General features: G+C 60.4%; 12 protein-coding genes, 2 pseudogenes and 1 other annotated feature. Of the genes and pseudogenes, 8 read left to right on the forward strand and 6 right to left on the reverse strand.

What is annotated here, in order from left to right:
- Positions 1-152: 152 nt before the first annotated feature.
- Together AC1REK_RS22000 and AC1REK_RS22005 are read right to left on the reverse strand one after the other, a co-directional pair.
- Positions 153-1420 (reverse strand): annotated as a pseudogene (locus tag AC1REK_RS22000) (IS3 family transposase).
- Positions 981-1135, reverse strand: a sequence feature (AL1L pseudoknot). Its footprint overlaps the pseudogene before it by 155 nt.
- A 482-nt stretch (positions 1421-1902) precedes the next feature.
- Complete coding sequence (locus AC1REK_RS22005; protein ID WP_492270188.1) at positions 1903-2217, reverse strand: hypothetical protein; 315 nt, start codon at positions 2215-2217, stop codon at positions 1903-1905.
- A 630-nt stretch (positions 2218-2847) separates the two neighbouring features.
- Here AC1REK_RS22005 and AC1REK_RS22010 point away from each other — a divergent pair.
- From AC1REK_RS22010 to AC1REK_RS22030, 5 genes are all read left to right on the forward strand, one after another.
- Positions 2848-3636: an ABC transporter permease gene (locus AC1REK_RS22010; protein WP_316021298.1), complete on the forward strand. Its 789-nt coding sequence runs from the start codon at positions 2848-2850 to the stop codon at positions 3634-3636.
- 7 nt (positions 3637-3643) lie between these two features.
- Positions 3644-4399 (forward strand): ABC transporter ATP-binding protein, encoded by a 756-nt coding sequence (locus AC1REK_RS22015; RefSeq protein WP_492270187.1) that lies wholly within the window; start codon positions 3644-3646, stop codon positions 4397-4399.
- A gap of 159 nt (positions 4400-4558) precedes the next feature.
- Positions 4559-5440: a rhamnan synthesis F family protein gene (locus tag AC1REK_RS22020; RefSeq protein ID WP_492270186.1), complete on the forward strand. Its 882-nt coding sequence runs from the start codon at positions 4559-4561 to the stop codon at positions 5438-5440.
- Positions 5441-5831: 391 nt separating this feature from the next.
- Positions 5832-8906: a rhamnan synthesis F family protein gene (locus tag AC1REK_RS22025; protein ID WP_492270185.1), complete on the forward strand. Its 3075-nt coding sequence runs from the start codon at positions 5832-5834 to the stop codon at positions 8904-8906.
- Positions 8903-9919 carry a glycosyltransferase family A protein gene (locus AC1REK_RS22030; RefSeq protein ID WP_492270184.1) on the forward strand — a complete coding sequence of 339 codons (1017 nt, stop codon included), beginning with the start codon at positions 8903-8905 and terminating at the stop codon, positions 9917-9919. The genes AC1REK_RS22025 and AC1REK_RS22030 overlap by 4 nt, the downstream gene beginning before the upstream one ends.
- 426 nt (positions 9920-10345) lie before the next feature.
- On the opposite strand, the gene tnpC is transcribed toward AC1REK_RS22030, so the two are convergent.
- The 4 genes and pseudogenes from tnpC to AC1REK_RS22050 form a co-directional block, all read right to left on the reverse strand.
- A protein-coding gene (tnpC, locus tag AC1REK_RS22035; protein WP_492270278.1) for an IS66 family transposase occupies positions 10346-11931 on the reverse strand; the annotation gives its coding sequence in 2 pieces (ribosomal slippage) (positions 10346-11466 and positions 11466-11931; 1587 coding nt in all).
- 96 nt (positions 11932-12027) lie between these two features.
- Positions 12028-12375 carry an IS66 family insertion sequence element accessory protein TnpB gene (gene tnpB, locus AC1REK_RS22040; protein WP_492270183.1) on the reverse strand — a complete coding sequence of 116 codons (348 nt, stop codon included), beginning with the start codon at positions 12373-12375 and terminating at the stop codon, positions 12028-12030.
- On the reverse strand, positions 12372-12764 hold the full coding sequence (locus AC1REK_RS22045; protein WP_492270182.1) for a hypothetical protein: 393 nt from the start codon (positions 12762-12764) through the stop codon (positions 12372-12374). The genes tnpB and AC1REK_RS22045 overlap by 4 nt, the downstream gene beginning before the upstream one ends.
- A 109-nt stretch (positions 12765-12873) precedes the next feature.
- A pseudogene (locus AC1REK_RS22050) lies at positions 12874-13432 on the reverse strand (transposase); the annotation flags it as partial.
- A 1696-nt stretch (positions 13433-15128) separates the two neighbouring features.
- Here AC1REK_RS22050 and AC1REK_RS22055 point away from each other — a divergent pair.
- From AC1REK_RS22055 to AC1REK_RS22065, 3 genes are read left to right on the forward strand one after another with little or no spacing between them, the layout of a single operon-like run.
- Positions 15129-16250, forward strand: a complete 1122-nt coding sequence (locus tag AC1REK_RS22055; protein ID WP_492273822.1) for a class I SAM-dependent methyltransferase — start codon at positions 15129-15131, stop codon at positions 16248-16250.
- Positions 16251-16266: 16 nt separating this feature from the next.
- On the forward strand, positions 16267-17283 hold the full coding sequence (locus tag AC1REK_RS22060; RefSeq protein ID WP_492270180.1) for a glycosyltransferase family protein: 1017 nt from the start codon (positions 16267-16269) through the stop codon (positions 17281-17283).
- Positions 17276-18568: a glycosyltransferase family 4 protein gene (locus tag AC1REK_RS22065; RefSeq protein ID WP_492270179.1), complete on the forward strand. Its 1293-nt coding sequence runs from the start codon at positions 17276-17278 to the stop codon at positions 18566-18568. The genes AC1REK_RS22060 and AC1REK_RS22065 overlap by 8 nt, the downstream gene beginning before the upstream one ends.
- Positions 18569-18659 lie beyond the last annotated feature (91 nt).

The following is an 18659-nucleotide window of genomic DNA, read 5'->3' on the forward strand; positions in this document are numbered from 1 at the left end:
AATCCTATGTCGACTGATGCGATCTTGCCCGCCGAAGTTTGCGGCATTGCCGCCATTCTGTAGAAGCTCCAGCACGCCTTGGACACAGATCGAGCCGCGTCCAAGGGCTTAAGGGTCCTGAACCGCCCCGGGTTGGCCGAAGGCCGTTTGATTCAGGCAGCGATGGCTGGCTGGTCCAGCATCGCGTAATTGGGCTTCTCTGCTTCAGCCGGCGGGATGTACCGATAGGCTCCAGCAACCGGCGATGGTTGAACCAGCCGACCCAGGTCAGCGTGGCGAACTCGACGGTCTCGAAGCTTCGCCAAGGTCCGCGCCGATGGATCAGTTCGGCCTTGTAGAGTCCGGCGATCATCTCGGCGAGAGCGTTGTCATAAACGTCGCCGACGCTGCCGACGGAGGGCTCGATACCGGCCTCGGCCAGGCGCTCGGTGTATCGAATGCTGACGTATTGCGAACCTCTGTCGGAATGATGCACGAGGCCGCCGCGATAGACGGGCCGTCGCTCATGCAGGGCCTGCTCCAGCGCGTCGAGGACGAAGCCGGCATGGGCCGTCCGCGACACCCTCCAGCCAACCATCCACCGAGCAGAGGCGTCGATGACGAAGGCGACATAGAGGAAACCCGACCAGGTCGAAACGGTGAAGCCCGAGAGCCAGAGCCGGTTCGACGCCGGCGGGTGGAACACCCGGTTGACATGGTCGAGCGGGCATGGCGCGGCCTTGTCCTGGACGGTAGTGCGGAGGGGCTTGCCGCGAATGCCCCCTTGAAGGCCGAGCTCGGCCATCAGCCGTTCGACCGTGCAGCGGGCGACGTCGCCCCCCCTCGCGTAACATCTGTCGCCAGACCTTGCGCGCGCCATATCCTTCGAAGTTCTCACCGAGCGTGCGCTCGATCTGCGGCTTCTGCGCCAGATCCCGCTTCGCCAGAGCCGACTGCTTCCCCGACTTGATCCGCTTGGAGACATGCTCATGGCAGGCTGACGGGGCGATCACCAGCACCTTGCAGATCGACTCGAACCCGTCGGCCCCGCGGTGATCGTCGATGAAGCCGATCATGACCTGTGTCGGCGGTCGAGCTCCTCTCACCCGGCAGGCGAATGCCTGCATTCGCCGAAAGGGCCTGAGCAAAATGCGCCGACGCCTTGCGCAAGATCTCGTTCGCCTGCCGCAGCTCCCGGTTCTCGCGTTCCAGAGCCTTGAGCTTGGCCGCCATGTCCGTCGTCAGCCCGGGCTTGCGGCCGCTGTCGACCTTAAGCCTTCTTCACCCACTCGTTCAGCGTCTGCGCCGTGCAGCCGATTTTGTCGGCGATCGACGTGATCGCCGCCCAGCGCGACGGACGCTCGGGCTCATGATCCAGCACCATCCGCACTGAGCGGGCGCGTACCTCAAGCGAGAACTTGTTCGTCGTCTTGCTCGTCATAGCCCCATCCTCTCAGGAGTTGGAGCCTCCGACCAACCCGGCGCCGTTCAGATCATGGCGATCAGCTATGCCAATGAACTCTCGCTCAAACATGCTGCGGATTTTCGCAGCGTGGTGACGAGCAGGTGGGTTCGCGGACTCTTTCCCCAGTTCGCGATCAAAACCAGTCGGAAGAATGAGATCGTGACCAGCTAGCACGGCACGCGCTTTGCGGGCTCGGTCGGCGATTCCGTGCTGGGACGCGGCGCTGATCGGATCGTCATCTGCGATCCGATCAATGGCCTCGACGCCGTCCTCTCGAAGGCGGAGCGCCGTCGCGTGACCGAGTTCTACGATGCAAAGTTGCATTCGCCGCGTAGCGCAGCCGGGATAACGAGGGAGAGCAGGAGAATGCCCGGAGCCAGCCGCCAATGTGACATGGACAAGGCGGCAAGCATAGCAAGGTCGGCGTCGGGATCGTGATCTGTCCTTTTTGGGTGGCTTCAATCTCCGCGTCGCCAGGCGGCCGGCGTACTGAGCGGCCGGGAGGCGGATCGCTGGGGTTCAGACAGGGCAAAGCCTCGCCCTGTTAGTCGCGGTCTGGAGTGGATGCCGGAGTGCTTTGCTTCCCTCCGTTTGGCTTCGGCGATGTCGGCGAGATCGGTCGCGGTCTTTCCGCCGGGACCGCGGTAGCAACAGTCACGCCCGAGAACGCGGCCCGGGATGATGTGATCGAACTCGAGCGCCTTGCCGGTGATGTTGAGTCCGCGCCCTTCGCAGAGGATACGACCTGCGCGGGTCAGCGCACGCATGATCATCGCAACCTTCTGAGCGCGCGAGAACTCGCGTCGGGAGGCGGAAAGTTTCGGCTTGCCCCCCGTGCCGAAGGGCATAGGCGGTCCCAAGCCACTTGATATCATGCTGCCTTGGCCAAGCCATAGGACCTGCCCTGTCGACGATGAGATCGAGTTCAGTGTTGAAAACACCGACGGCCGCCGCCAGCTCACGAATATAGCTCTCATCCCGATGGGCTCGCGCGATGAAAATTGGCAGCCCGGGCCAGTAGACGGCGATCTCAATTCATGCGCGACTGGCGATCCAGAGTGGCCTTAGCATTGCGCCTTGTGCTCAGGCGGGAACTCGCCGCGTAGGATCGTCTCTATCATCAGGTGCGGCAGCTTGGTCTTGATCTCAAGCAAGCCGTCGTCGCCGATTAGCGCGTCGGGAGAAGCGCTAACACGCGCCCGCAAGGCCGGCGAGGCGGAAGCCGTCCCTGTCACGAAGCCATAGACGCCGCGTGCCTCGAGCTATACTGGCGCGTAGGATGGCGCGGCAGTGAGCCAGGGCCAAATGGCTGAACGAGCCGCAATATTGCCAATCTGCACCCGTCTATGCTTTGACGCACACAGCAGCGGGTGCCGGTGCAGGGATTCAGGAGTCGCATCGAAATGGTATTGGTCGTACGCGGCGCAGCTGACGTACTGGGCGGGTTTGGTGCCTGGCGCATGTGGTGGATGCTCGCCAAAAACGATGTGGTCCGGCGCTACCGCCGCTCACGCGTCGGCCAGCTCTGGCTGACCCTCAGCATGGCAGTGCTGATCTTCGGAATGGGTGCGGTCTACTCGTCACTGTTCGGCACCTCCATGGCCGATTATCTGCCGCATCTCGGCACGGGCCTCGTCCTCTGGGGCCTGATTTCGTCGACGATCAACGAAAGCTGCTCCGGTTTCACGGAAAACGAGAGCATCATCCGGCAGATCGCGCTGCCGCGCTTCACCTATCTGCTGCGGACGATCTCGAGAAACCTCTTCGTTTTCGCTCACAACCTCATCATTCTGCCGATCCTGTATCTCGTGACCGGCTCTCCCGTGAACTGGCATATCCTACTGTTCATTCCCGGGCTGCTGCTCGTTCTCGCCAATCTGGCCTGGGTCGGCTATCTGCTCGCGATTCTGTCCGCGCGGTTCCGCGACATCCCCCAGATCGTAGCGAGCATCGTCCAGGTCGCCTTCTTCATCTCTCCGGTCGTCTTCAAGCCCTCGCAGTTGCGCGTAGATCACCCCGTGCTGATCCTGAACCCATTCGCCAGCATGCTGGAAGTGATGCGCGAGCCGCTGCTGGGCAATCTGCCGAGCGTGACGGCCTATCTCATCCTGCTCGGCCTGCTGGTCTTCGGCTGGCTCTTCACCCTGGCCTTCGCGGGAAAATATTCGCACCGCGTCGTTTATTGGCTCTGAGGGCACAATGGCTCATATCGTCTTGGATCAGGCCAGCGTCGAGCTCGCCGTCTACAACTCGCGCGGCCGGGCACTCAAGAGCGAGATCCTGCGACGCACTGTCGGCGGGGGCCTGCAGAACGACCGCGACAGCAGCATCCAGGTGGTCAAGGCGCTGAACGAGGTCAGCTTCGAGGCGCGGGATGGCGATCGGATCGGCGTCATCGGCGGCAATGGTGCAGGCAAGACCACGCTGCTGCGGGTGCTCAGCCGCGTCTATCCCCCGACCGCGGGCCGTGTCACGGTGGAGGGCCGCGTCTCGTCGCTGATCGACCTTTCGATGGGCATGGACACCGACGCGACCGGCTATGACAACATCGAGATGCGCGGCATCATGCTCGGGCTCGACCGCAAGCAGGCGCAGGCGATCATCCCCGACATCGAGGAATTCAGCGAGCTTGGCGAGTTCCTCTCGCTGCCGATCCGGACCTATTCGAGCGGCATGATGCTGCGCCTCGCCTTCGCGGTCTCCACCGCCGTCCATCCCGACATCCTCATCCTCGACGAGATCATCGGCGTCGGAGACGCTGCCTTTGCGGAGAAGGCGGAGAAGCGGCTGCACTCCATGATCGAGAAGGCGAGCATCATGTTCCTAGCCTCGCATGACAACAGCACGATTCGTCGCTTCTGCACCCGCACGCTCTGGATGAAGGGCGGGCGCCTTGTCATGGACGGAACGCCGGACGAGGTCCTGAGCGCCTATGGTGAGGACATTTCGCGCTGACCACCGTAGCGGCTCGGCACGCCTAGCGCGGGTACCGGCCGTGGGACGTAGGAAGGCGCGGCGAGCTGCCTCGCGCGCGTCAGTCCATTCCGCATATTTGTCGTAAGCTTTCTGCTCTATCCTTCAGGACAGCAATCAACCTGTGGCGTCGCTTGCTTCATGCTCAAGAAATTCAGATCAGCGTTTAGCTCCGACGTTCCCACGGCCATGCGCCTGCGCGCCATCGCGCGCCATTACTGGCAGAAGCTGAAGGCGAACACGCTCGGGCGGCTCTTTATCTCAGATGCAGGCCGCAAGCTTCGCAGCCAGGTCGCGGCGATCCGGCATCAGCCGCCGTGCCCCAAGATCCGGGTCGCGATCACCGCCCACGTCTTCTATCTGGATCTCGCGAAGGAGATCATCGCGCTGCGCGACATCTTCCCTGATCCCGTGCCGGTTTTCCTGACCGTTCCCCTCGATCGAGCCGAAGAATTGTCGCTGATCGTCGCGGGGATTCCTGACGTCGTGCTATTTCCCAGCGAGAACCGCGGTCGCGATATCGCGCCCTTCTTTTCGCTGCTGGAATCCGGAGAGCTGGACAGCTTCGACGCCGTTCTTAAGCTGCATACCAAGCGCAGCCCCCACCTTATCGATGGCGACCTTCGCCGAAAGCTGCTCTTTGCCATGCTTTGCGGCGAAAGGTCCGCAGCTTACCGGACATTGAAGGCATTCGAGGAGCCGGACACCGGGCTTGTCGGCTGGCGCGACAGCTATCGGTCCGACCCGGTTTTCTGGATGGCCAACAAGGCCCGGGTGCATGAGATTGCCGAGCGGATGAATGCTGAGGACTTCGTCAAACTCGGATTCTTCGAAGGCTCGATGTTCTGGTTCAGGCCCAAGGCGCTCGACGCCTTGCGTGAGCTCCACTTGAAGTCCGATGCGTTCGAGGCGGAAGCTGGGCAGCTTGACGGCACGCTGCATCACGCAATTGAGCGCTGCTTCAGCATCGCTGCCTGGGCGCGGGGCTACACTGTTCGTGACCTTCGTGGGCATCTGCTGTAAGAGGCGCAGCGCTTGTAAGTCGCCCGCTCGGTGAGTGCTCATGAGACCAATTCATTTCAGCATTCGACCACCTGAGCTGGCCCACTTGCTGCAGCAGATCGTTTGACAATGAAAGGTCATCTCAAAAGATGTTAGGCGAGCGGCAGCTTGCTCGACCTATGCGTGAAATTGATTGCCGCCTACGCGGCAGCCGCGCGGAGGTTATGCACTCCATCGTTGTATCCAATGCGCTTCGGCTCATTATGTCCCAAAGTGAGACCTGTCGAAGGCTCATCGAGAGGCATAGTGCGAAATTGCACGCCTATTACACGTCGCTGAAACGATGCCTGGTCCGATTGGCGACCATCCAGCGACCGAGAAATTTCCAGCCGAGCATATGAGGAGTCCGTCGATGCGCACCCGTGCTCTGCTTTCCCGTATACATCGGGTTGCTAGTCGTTTGAAACGCCCGTTTCATATGCTGACGTCAGGTCAAGGCATTCAAGGCCTGAAGGCATGGCGTCAGGAAACCGACGCTATCAGATCGATAGCGCCCCTTGTCGACGAAGCCTGGTATCTCGCGTCATATCCCGACCTCGCGGATCTCGATGGCGGCGTCGCAGCTCACTACTACCGGCATGGAGCAGCCGAAGGGCGAGACCCCAATCCCTATTTTGCAACACAATGGTATCTGGCCAACCGACCTGACGTCGAGCAGTCAGGCGTGAATCCCCTCCTCCACTACATCAGGCATGGCTCACAGGAGGGTGCGCGCCCATGCCCTGGGTTCGACCCCGCATGGTATCGGGCGACTTATCCGGATGTCGGCTTCGCCAATATCGAGCCGCTAGAGCACTATGTGCGTTACGGCGCCGCCGAAGGCCGGCTGACGCGTGCAACGGCCTCCCCGCGGCGGGTAGTGGCAGCGCGATTGCGCATCCTTAAGCGGCCTCCGCCGGACGAGGCTGTTGCACTCTTCGTCACGCATGCTCCAGGCGGGAAGATCAAGCCCCATGTTCCATTCTATGTCGCAGCATTGCGTCGGGAGAAGATCGCCGTCACGGTCATTGTCGCCACAGATTTTGTCGAAGATGTAGAAGTTTCGACACTTGAGCCTCTTGTTGAAGGCTTGTTGGTGCGTTCCAATGAGGGCTTCGACTTCGCTGCCTGGGCACACGCTGCTCGAATCGTCGATCTGTCACCCACCCGGCTGTTGGTTCTGGCGAATGATAGCGTCGTCGGCCCGCTAGATTCTGCGGCCTTTTCACAGATTATGGGACGCATCCGCGCAGCACGGGAACAGATCATTGGCCTGACCGACAATCACGAGCTACAGCCGCACCTTCAAAGCTATTTCCTGGCCGCCAAAGGCGAGGGGGTGCCGGCGCTCGAGGATTTTCTGGCGCAGGTGGTTTCCATCAGTACCAAACAAGAGGTCATTCGTGCCTATGAAGTGCCACTGACTGCCGCGATGAAGCAGCGCGGCCTCAAAACGGCAGTACTGTTTCCCGCGCCCGACGAAAGGAACCAGACGACGACGGACTGGCGCGGGCTGATTGAGCGCGGCTGCCCGTTTGTGAAGACCTCGGCTCTTCGCGCCGAAGGCGCGGAGGATTGGCGAGCAACGATCGCGAGGGGCGGCTACGATCCAGCGATTGTAGACAAATCGCTGGCGATCATCGCCGCGGGGGAAAAGCCTGCGGCAGAGTCGGCGGTCCCAAAGCCTGCGCTCGTCGCGGCGGCTGACGACCCTGCTCTTGCTGTACCGAGTGGACTGGCAGAACTGGCTTGGGAGCAACCCGGTCGCATTGCAATCATTGCTCACATCTTCCATATCGACCATGCGGTTGAGATTCGCTCGATCCTGCGCAACGTACCCTACGCTTGCGATATCTTCCTCACGACGGACGACGCAGAAAAGAAGCGTCGCCTGGAGATCGTCTTTGCGGGGTGGCACGGCGGCGCGGTCGAAGTGAGCGTGACGCGCAACCGCGGCCGCGATATCGCCCCCAAGCTGCTAACATGGCAACGGGTTTATGCCAGCTACGACTACTGCCTACATCTCCATACCAAGGAATCGTCACACCATTCGGCATTGAAGAATTGGCGGGATTATCTCTTCCTGACGCTTGTGGGTTCGCCGGACATCGTGCGCACGATCTTCGGGGCCTTCACGGCGGCATCCGACCTCGGTATCATTGCACCGCAACATTACGAGCCTGTGCGACGGTGGGTGAACTGGGGCGGGAATTTCCCGATGGCGCAAAAACTCGCCCGCCGCATGGGCGTTGATCTTGTGGAAGGCGCGGCGCTCGACTTCCCCTCCGGCTCGATGTTCTGGGCACGCTGCTCCGCATTGCGCCCCCTTCTAGACCTCAAACTTCAATTGGCTGATTTCGAACCCGAAACGGGCCAGATCGATGGGACGCTTGCCCATGCGATCGAGCGCCTCTACTTCGTCTCGGCAGAAGTTGCGCAGATGAAGTGGCTGAAGATCGGGCGCCCAACTTACTTCGGAGAGAACGCTCCCTTCGAAAGCGCAGCTGGTGCCACGGCGATCGATAGCTTTCTGACGCAGAACGCCTGGCGCATCAGCGACGGGCATCGCAAGCCTTCCGAAACGCCTGCCGACGACGTAGACTTCCCGCCCGCCGCCTTGATCGCCGACGCTCAGAGCCGCGCGCTCGGTACCGACGAACCGCGCCCGAACCTCCGGATCATGGCAGGGGTGGTAACCTACAACAATGACGCCGAACAACTTGCGCGCTGCCTGGGTTCGGTGCGCGGCGCCGAGCAGTTGTTTGTCTGGGACAACGGCGACTCCAGCGCGCCGGCCATCGTTTCCTCTCTGCCGCTCACCCATCACCACAGCAAAGAGAATATTGGCTTCGGCGCGGCTCACAATCGGCTCATGCAGCAAGCTTTCGTTGCCGGAGCTGACGTCTATATATGCCTCAATCCGGATGGCTTCCTACATCCAGAAGCCATTACGCGCGTCGCGCGTATGATCGCCGCGCGAGACGGAGCTGCATTGGTCGAGTGCGTACAGTTTCCCGTCGATCATCCCAAATCGGTCGATCCTACATCTCTGCGCACGCCTTGGGCATCGGGTGCCTCGCTGGCGATCCCCAAGCGGGTCCACGACGAGATCGGTGGTTTCGACGATGGCTTCTTCATGTACTGCGAGGACGTCGACTTATCTTGGCGCGCGCGCGCTCAAGGCTTCGAGGTTGTCCTCTGTCCCAGCGCATACTTTGTCCACGAGGTAACCAATCGGAAGCCTAGCGCCCATACATTGCGCATGATCGCAGAGTCAGGCGCGCGGCTGGCGCGCAAATGGCGATCGCCTCCTTTCGAGCGCTGGGCGCTCGGCGAAGGGCCAGGCGCGAAGCCTCCGCAAGGCGAGGTCACGCGCATACCGGAAGCCTGGTCCGACGTAGCGGATTTTGATCATGGGTTTAGCTTTTCGGAGACCCGCTGGTCGTGAGCGATATCCAAGACGATAATCGGGCAGATGTCATTATTCGATGCCACGCGCCCGACCGGTTAAATGAACTGGAGCGCGCCGTATTCTCCGTGGTTGCGCAAACGGCGCAGCCCGTGACCGCTCACGTGGTCACTCAACGATTTGACGATGCTGCGCTTGCCGCGACGCGCGCACGCCTATCTCACCTGTTTTCCGCCGCTCGCGGAGCAGAACTTGAAATCCACAACTGGCGCGAGGCCTCGCCGGCCGATGGGCGCAGTTGCCTTATCAACGAGGGCCTCCGTCACGTACGAGGACGTTACCTCTCGTTTCTCGACTACGACGATATCCTGTTCCCGGAAGCGCATCAGATTCTACGCAAGCAGTTGGCAAAGAGCGGCGCCACGATCGCTTTCGCGAGCGTTCAAACGATGTGGATCGATATTTTCAGCTCTTTTGCACTAACTCGGAAGCGGGCCGCCACGCCGTTCGCGGGCTCTTCAATCCTTGACCTGTTCCACCAAAATCTTGCGCCTATCCACTCCTATCTGATTGACCGCCGACGCGCGCCCCCTGAAGAATTTCGTTTTGACGAGGCGCTGACATGGGAGGAGGATTACGAGTTCTTGCTGCGATTTTGCGCACGAGTCGATTCCGACTTTTCGGGGATCGGCACTTTCATCGGCTGGTACAACTTCAAGACCGATGGATCGAATAGCATCCCGACCACAGCGGCCGCGGCCTTTTCGCGACAGAAGGACCAGCAGCGCGTCCGGGAGGAGATTGCCCGCCGCAAGGAGAGAATCGTGCTGACCCCCGAGGTTGCAACCGCGGTGCGTGCCGCCGCCGGCCTGCACGGAACAGGTCAGATGACCGCAGCGGAAGCTGCAGGGCTGATCTCAAGTCGGGTCAGTTCTGCGTCTTGCGCGGCACGAAGATCCTCCGTCACACTACTGGCGCGAGCAGCGGCTCACTTAGGCCGTGAGGGCGTGGTCGCCACCGCTCGCAGGGCGCTGAAGAGCATCGTGCGCTAGCTGTTGAAGCTATGAGGGTTATTCATCCGAGGCTGGGGCGAGAGGCTGGGGCTGCTAAGCTCCGACATGAGGAGCGGGGGCCTCGGACGAACGTGGATAAGAATGCCCGGCTGGCGCTGACAAGTTGAGCGCCTCTGGCCGGATGGGTCGAAGGCGGCACAAGCCGCGATTATTTCGGCATGGGTGGCGCATGCTTGGCTTGGCCCGGCAGGGCGACGCGCACTGGCATCGCCACCGCAGTTCGGCGCCACGACGCTGTCCCGTGCGACGACCACATCGCGGTTCGCCGAGATCAAGGCTTTGAGTGCCGCGCTCGACCGTCGGAGCGATCCTGCGCCGCCTCGGCCTGAGTTCGCCGTCGGCGCTGGAGCCTAGTGAATTGGCTCGAACGCTTAGAACGCCGTAACCCTCCGCCGAGGGCCACGATCAGGCAGCTTTGAGATGGGCGTCGTGCTGGAGCCGCCAGTTCCAGGGGAGCAACTCGCCGAGCCGGCTCTGCGGCGTGTCGGCGATGTGGGCGAGGACGTCGGCGAGCCAAGCCTGCGGGTCGATATCGTTGAGCTTGGCGGTGCCGATGAGGCTGTAGATAACGGCGGCTCGCTCGGCACCACGGTCTGATCCGGCGAAGAGCCAAGCTTTGCGGCCGAGAGCCAGCCCTCTCAGGCTTCGTTCCGCAGCATTGTTCGTGAGGCAGATGCGGCCCTCGCTGAGGAAGCGGGTGAAGCCATCCCAGCGCCGAAGCATATAGTCCATGGCCTGGGCGACGGGCGCATGCCGCGAGAGCTTGGCGCGATGCTCGCGCATCCAGGCTTCGAGATCGGCGACAAGCGGAGCGCTGCGATCCCGGCGGACGGCGAGGCGCTGCTCGGCCGCGATGCCGTTGATCTCGCGCTCGATGTCGAAGAGCTTGTCGATGCGAGTGACGGCTTCGAAGGCGATCGGCGAGATCGGGGCGGCGTTACGCCCGCGCCAGCGACTCGTGGCGATATCGGCAAGCTCGAAGAACTTCCGGCGAGCATGGGCCCAGCACAGGGCTTCGACGACCGGCCCGGGCTGGCGATCGGGCGCGAGCAGCCGGTTATAGTCGGCATAGGCGTCGGCCTGCAGGACGCCGGTGAAACCGCGCAGGTGCTCATCGGGGTGATCGCCCGAGCGATCTCGCGAGGCCTGGAACAGCACGGCCGGCGGATCGACGCCGCCGAACGGCGGGTCGTCACGGACATAGACCCAGGCCCTGCCGGTGTCGGTCTTGCCCTTCGCCAGGATCGGCACCCGCGTGTCGTCGCCATGAAGCCGTTCGGCCGCCATGACATGCTGCTCGATCAGGCTATGGGGCGGCCGCAAGGCCGCAGCGCAGGCGCCGACATGGTCGGCCAGCGTCGAGAGCGGCAGATCGATGCCTTCGCGGGCATAGCGCTCGCTCTGCCGGTTCAGCGGCTGGTGCTGGCCATACTTCTCGAACAGCACCATCGCCAGCAGGTTCGGTCCGGCATGACCACGTGGGGTGACATGGAATGGCGCCGGCGGCTGGGCGATCGTCTCACACCGCGGCAGGAGAAGCGCTCGCGCACCGTCTGGATCACCTTCCACCGGCGCGGGATCACCTCCAGCGTCTCGGTAATGTCCTCGCCGAGCTTTACCAACTTCCGCGAGCCGCAGCACGGGCAGCTCTCCGGTGCGACGACGACAACGCGTTCGCGCGGCAAGTGGTCCGGGAACGGCTGGCGCGCGGGGGGCTTGCGCTGGAACGCCACAACGCTTGTCGCCCGTGCTGCAATCTCCGCCGCCAGTTCGTCTTCGGCCGCGTCGGCTTCGAGATCCTCGAGCTGCATCTCCAACTGGTCGAGGAGCCGGGCCTTGCGCTCCGAGTGCGTGCCGTAGAGCTGGCGCCTGAGCTTCTCGACCTCCAACTTCAACCGCCCGATCAGCGCGTCGGTGCTGCTGTTTGCAGCACGCTCCCGGGCGGCAGCCGCTTCGGCCTCCAGACGCGCCGCGCGCTCCGCCAGGATCATCGCATGGGCGGCGGCGAGGTCGCTCGGAAGGGCATCGGAGGCGTTCGTCACAGGGCGATGGAATCACTCCATCGGCCGCGAGCCAAGCGCAAATGTTCATCCCGTCGCGGTGGGGCGCCAACTCCGCTGCGGCATCCGCCAATCGATGCCTTCGAGCAGATAGCCGAGGTGGGCCGGCGTGATCGTCACGATGCCATCCGCCGGCGACGGCCACAGGAACCGACCACGCTCCAGCCTCTTCGAGAACAGACACGCACCCTGACCGTCGTGCCAGATCACCTTGAGCAGGTCGCCGCGCCGGCCGCGGAAGACGAAGAGGTGGCCGCCATGCGGATCGCGACGCAGCACCTCCTGGACCTGAAGAGCCAGGCCGACGAAGCCCTTGCGCATATCCGTATGGCCCGTCGCCAACCACACCCGAACCCCGCTCGGGACCGGGATCATCGTCGACGCCTCGACAGCCCGCCGGCAATCGCGATGACGCGGCCTGCCGGTGTGTCGCCGGGCAGTCGGACTGTCACGCCCCCGTCGATCGCGATCTCGATCCGATCCTCCGGCACGGCGGCCAAAGCTGGACAGCCATCCCGACGATCGATATCCGGCACTGGTGCCGGAAGCGCCGCCGGCGGATCAGGAATGATCGATACGGCCGCAAACCCCGTCGGCGCCCGCCGTCCAAGCAGCCGGTCTCGCCAGGGATAGATTTGTTGAGCCTGGATGCCATGGCGCCTCGCTGTGGTAATGACGTTACTGCTGGTTGCCGCCTCCTCGACGACGGTGCGCTTCTCGTCCCAGTTACAATGCCTACGCCGCACATAGGTCTCGTCGCCCAAAGCCGTTCTCCAGCACCACTGCTGGCATCGATGCCAAATCAGCGTGACGGCAGGCTGGACAGACACTCACCTTCGAACAAGACGGCCCTCGGCGGAGGATACAGAACGCCCGGTTTCGGGCGGCGATAGTGGCCTCCCGGGCGGCCCCCCAGACAGCAAGACGGTTGATAGCGGCCTGCAGATCGACGATGGAGCGAAAATCGCCGCTCCGCAGCCGTCGGCGCGTCAGAACGGCGAAGAAGTTCTCGAGCGCGAACAGCCACGAGCTGGGAGCGAGTTGAAGCAGAAAAGTCCAACGTGCACGACGCTCGAGCCAGGTGCGCACTTTCTCGTGCTTGTGGGCGGCATAATTGTGGAGGCCCACGTGGACCGCCTGTCAGCCGGGATGTCGCGCTCAATGGCGTTGAGGAAGCGAATGAACTGCTCATGCCGATGGCGCTGCATACTCCGTCCGAACACCTCGCCGATCAGGGCGCCGGACGCGGCGAACAGGGTAACCGTGCCGTTGCGCTTGTAGTCGGGTCATGGTTGCGCCGCGCCCCTTCATCGACGGCAGCGCCGACTGCGTGCGGTTGAGGGCTTGGATGTGCGAGTTCTCGTCGATATTCAGAACCATGGATGGGCCGACAGACTGACGTAGAGCCGACGTCCTGCAGCTTCTCGGCGAAGGGCGGCTTACCCGGCGGACGCGTCTTGTGACGCCCACATCCTTGCGGCAGTTGCCGAAGGCCAGCGAGCTGTACTGCGAGCCATGATCTATGATGGATGACGTTCTCCGACTTGCGTGCGGCAACCGCTACGTCGAGCGCATCGAAGGGCACCCGCGTCTTCAAATCGGCAGAGAAGGCTCACCCGGCGCGAGCATGCGTCCATGACGACGGCCAGGGACAGGGAGCCGGCGAGCGACGGTACGAAGGTGATCAACAAAGAAGCTACTCTGGACCATATCGTTCGGCGGCCGATGCGCGCGGGCGAGGCTCGTTGTCGTGATCCCTCGACGTCGGCTGGGGCCGACCAGCCAGGCCGCCTATCAGGCTGGCCATACGCCTCTTGCCGATGCCCACGCCCTCGGCCTTGTGCTGGGCATGGATTCGGAGCGCGCCATAGGTCGCGCGCAAGGCCGCATGGATCGTGCGCATCTTCCGGGTGAGCTTGAGGTCGGCTGTCACCCGAGACGATGCAGCCACGCCAAGCGCAATAGCCTGACGCGGAGACCTTGAAGACGCGGCCCACGATCTTGATCCGGAACGCGACTGGTGCGCGATCATGAACCGGAAACCCCATTCGGGCTCGCCTTGCCCTCCAGCGCGAATCGGGCGGCTCCTTTGACAGGATATCGCGCTCCTGTCCCAGGCGCTGGTTCTCACGGCGAAGGCAGATCAGTTCTCCGCGCTCGGCTATGGTCGCGCCGTCCCTGCGCGCCCCAGCATCGCGATCAGCATGACGAGGCCAGTTCGCGATGGATTGTGCGGTCGACTCGAACTCCCTCGACCGCTTTTTAGGCGTTCGCCCGACTCAAACTAACTGTAGCATCCGCCGTCGGAACTCCGGCCGATAGGCAGATCGAAAGCGCAGCATGGGCACTCCAGAAAATCCTTCCAGTGTCGACAAGAATGGGGTCAAATCCACTGTGGCGGCCAAGGCCGAATCACGACAGACGAGCGCTTCCGCTAATGCCGCGGCCTGCCAGGCGAGCTGGGTGACGGTCTGGTCGGCGACGGAGATCGCCCTAGCTTCTGGCTTAGCTCGGTTCGGCGCTCAAGGCCTCAATCGAATTGCCGGTGTAGGCGATTCTTGCGTCCAGCCTAGGGAAACGGAAACGAATGACGCGATCCAGGTTCCCGCATTGGGCCAAGGTGATTGCAGGCATTGTGCGCGCCATTTTCGATGGCCTAGTACGCTCCCATCGGCGTCATGACGGCGCGGAAACATAAGGTCACGGAGTAACTCACATTCGACTTTTTCTCACCCTAGAAGGCCTATCGAGGACGCCTTATGAAGTATTTGATAGACCATTCAGCAGGGCACACCTGCTACTTTTGCTTGCGCATGCCACCAAAAAATAGAGGCATGGCTAAGGTTGCGCGGAGCGAGGGGCCTTACTCGAAATACCTTCGGAACATCCAGCTCAAAGCCATGACATTGGCGGGACACTTGAGCTTCCGGCGATCCAGGGAAAGGCAGGATCAAGCTCGGGCCACTGCCCTTGGTGATCTCTGACAGCGATTGCTCGACAAAGGTTGCGGACCACGTTTCACTCGCCTTATCACTAAGGCGGCATCCGCCGCTCGCAAGTGCGCGTACGGATTGATATTAAGCCGGATCAACTGCTATACGCAGCCGAAATAAGGGTTTATGACATTAATGTCCAGAACATACTTTCCTTTCAGCTCGGCAGCCCTACGAACTCCGCGCTGGCTCGAACACTCAGCGTGGGTAGAACACAGCCCATTTAGCTTCTGGCTCGTGTCGTGGCTGCGCCCGAGAAGTATTGTTGAACTAGGCGTTCACACAGGATACTCCTATTTGACATTCTGTCAGGCAGCCTCTTCTCTCGAAGGCAAATGTAGTGTATTTGGCGTAGACACATGGGAAGGTGACGAGCATGCCGGATTTTATGATTCGGCTATCTATGATACGCTGAGGAGTTACGTAAACGAGAATTACCCTTCGTTCGGGTCGTTGATTAAATCAAAATTCTCTGATGCAGTTCAGAATTTTCAGGACGGAACGATTGATCTGATTCATTTTGACGGCCACCATTCATTCGAGAGCGTCTCGGAAGATTGGAACGAATGGAGATCCAAGCTGTCAAAAAACTCTGTTGTATTGTTTCACGACACCAATGTTTATGATCGAGATTTCGGCGTTTATAAATTGTGGAATAGCTTGTCTTCAGATTACCCCTCGTTGACCTTCCCGCACGGCTATGGCCTAGGCGTTTTGCTCTACGGCGAGACCGCGTCACAGCGCTGGAAAGAAGAATTTGCGCACCTAGGCGCCGGCGATTGGAACGGCCTATTGCAGCTTTACGCTCGGCTGGGGCGAGGCCTGTCGCTGCAGCTGCAAATTCGAGATGTTCAGCGAAGCGCCGAGATTGAAATCCAGCAGGCGCGCCAAGAGTTTGCTCGCGATTTGGAGGCCCAGCGCGGCGCGCTGACCGATGAGGCGCGGGCGATATTTGCTGATAAGCTGACTGCCATAGAAGGTGACTATCAAAGTGCGCTTGCCGAAGGCTCTGATAAGCTGACCGCCCTGGAAAACGCCCATCAAAACGCGCTTTCCAAAAATACTGCCAAGCTGGCCGCGATGGAAGGCACTTACCAAAGTGCGCTTGTCAATAATACGGCTGACCTGCGCGCCAAGCTCCATGAGGCCACAGCCGAGCTCGAAGCCATGCGGTCGTCCACGAGCTGGCGTATGACATCGTCATACAGGTCCATCGGAAGCGCGATCAAATCCATCATGAAATCGTCGACGAAGTGAATTCGGAGTTTGCATAATGCGGCTAGCATTTGTAGGGCAGGAAGAGTATTTCGGATGTCACGTCGAGAGAGATCTCGATAATTTGTATAATACAAAGTTTTTTCAACTTCGATTTGGGGCAACAAAACAATATTATAAAGAATTGATTGACTTTAATCCGGACATAACGATAGTATTTAGAGGTGAATTAATGGATTCAGAAACACTTTCTGATTTGAAGGGGACAAAAATAGGATATTCAACGGAGCCATGCCCCAAGATAATGAAGGGCAAACTTGAGTATACGCGGGATAGCCTTGGCCGATTCAAGACGGTTCTTGGAATTTTTGATAAATCATACGACTATATCTTTCATTATGACGAGGCTTCGCGCTCGTTCTTTGAGAGTCAGGGGCTATTTTTCAGCGGTTACGCTCCTCTGCCGATCGCTACCGAAACCTATGTGCCGCTACCGATCGAGCGCAGCAGAGGGATTTTGTTCTTTGGCCGCTCGACGGAACACCGCGAAGGCATTCTTGGACCATTGAAGCGTGACTTCGATGTTCTCCATCTTGCCCATGGCTGGCCGGGAGGGACCGCGCACGAAATTAGCGAGTTCAACACTTTCGTTGCGCGATCGCGCGTAGTCCTCAACATTCACGCCGAAGACGAAATTTCGTGGGAGCCGAGGCTGCAACAATGCCTATCCTGCGGCGCGCTAGTTATTTCTGAGCCCATATCAGACAATACGTACTTAACCCCCGATGTGCATTACCTGCAGGCCTCTGGCGGGCCTGCCTTCTATGACCTGGTACGACGTGTGATGGAGAACCCATCAGAATTCGCGGGCGTGGCGCGCGCTGGGCGGCAGCGTGTCCTGCAGACCCTGTCCTCCTCGTCATGGTTTCCTCGGTTCTTTCAGAACCTGCAGCAGATTGGTGCTGACCGTTTTGCTTTGAATTCAAGCATGCTGTCCATCTCGGGGCTCGATGTCATGCTGGAGTTCAATGGCTTCTCCCACCTCAGTACATATATGGCCTCACGCAATGCTTGATATCGCTTTCCTTGTCGCAGGCGTCGGCATTTCGGGTGGGACCAACACCATTCTCGAACATGCGGCGAATATCGCCCAGTTAGGAAATCGCGTCACCCTTGTGACCTTGAACAAGTGCTCGCCATCTGCCTTGGCATGGCATCCTAATGCGCAGCATCTCGCGACGCTTGGGGTGCGCGTCATCCATGTCGACGAGGTAGGAAAGCAAAGCTTTGACGTCGCTATAGCAACGTTCTGGGCGACCGTGTTTCACATGTGGAAGCTAAACTCCAAATCCTACCTCTATTACGTTCAGTCGATAGAATCTCGTTTCCCGAGCGAAGATGAAGTCGACCTGAAGCTTCTTATAGATTCGACTTACGAGATGGGCCTCGGCCTCATTACTGTTGCGAGTTGGATGACTCGATACCTGCAGCAAGTACATGGGCAGACAGCATCGCTAGCGCTAAATGGGATCCGTAAGGACATATTTCACGCCGGGGTCCGCCCCACTCAGGTTCGCCCACAGCACGGGCCGCGCTTATTGGTCGAGGGCCCGTTCGATGTCGCCTTTAAGAATGTTCCCAATACTCTGGCCGCGTGCCGGGATGCGGGCTTCCAAGACGTCTGGCTCGTTACGAACGACCGCATTGACCCAACAGTCGGGGGGGTGGGTCGTGTCTTCCAACACGTTCCGATGGCCCAGATGAACGAGATTTATGGATCTTGCGACGTCTTGGTGAAACTCAGTTTAGTCGAAGGAATGTTTGGCCCTCCTCTGGAAATGTTTCATTGTGGCGGGACAGCGGTTGTATTCGATGTTACGGGACATGATGAATACATAACGGATGGCGTTAACGGTATCGTTGTGGAAACTGGAAATTATTCGCGCGTCTCCGATGCCTTAAGGATGTTAAGGAGTAGGCCTGACATCTTACAGCGACTTCAAACGAATGCCCTTGAAACCGCTTCCGAATGGCCAAATTGGCAACAAAGCTCCGCTTGCTTTATGGACTCGATACAGGATGCACGAGGACGCGCGACTATTACACAGATTGAACTTAGGAATATTTGCTGGAGGTTGTGGGCCCTATTTCAAACCGGGCGGCGACTGCGTGCTGAAGACCGTGAAAAATTCCAAGCCGCCGCTTGCACTTCTCACAGTCTTGAGGTCGCAGCTCATTCGGCCCGCAATATTGAGGCGGAGATCCTTGATGCTGTCTACAGGAGCAACAGTTGGCGCATGACATCGCCACTTCGCGCCATTATGCGTAACATCTACAAGGTAACCGGGCGCACAGGCTGATCACTGTCGAGCCACGGAGAGGACAGCTATCGCATCGAGGCCGCGATCCAGGGCCACGGCGGCGATCAGCCGGTATCTTGATCTCTACAAC

The organism is Allobosea sp. GW823-FHT02B03, assembly GCF_058797755.1.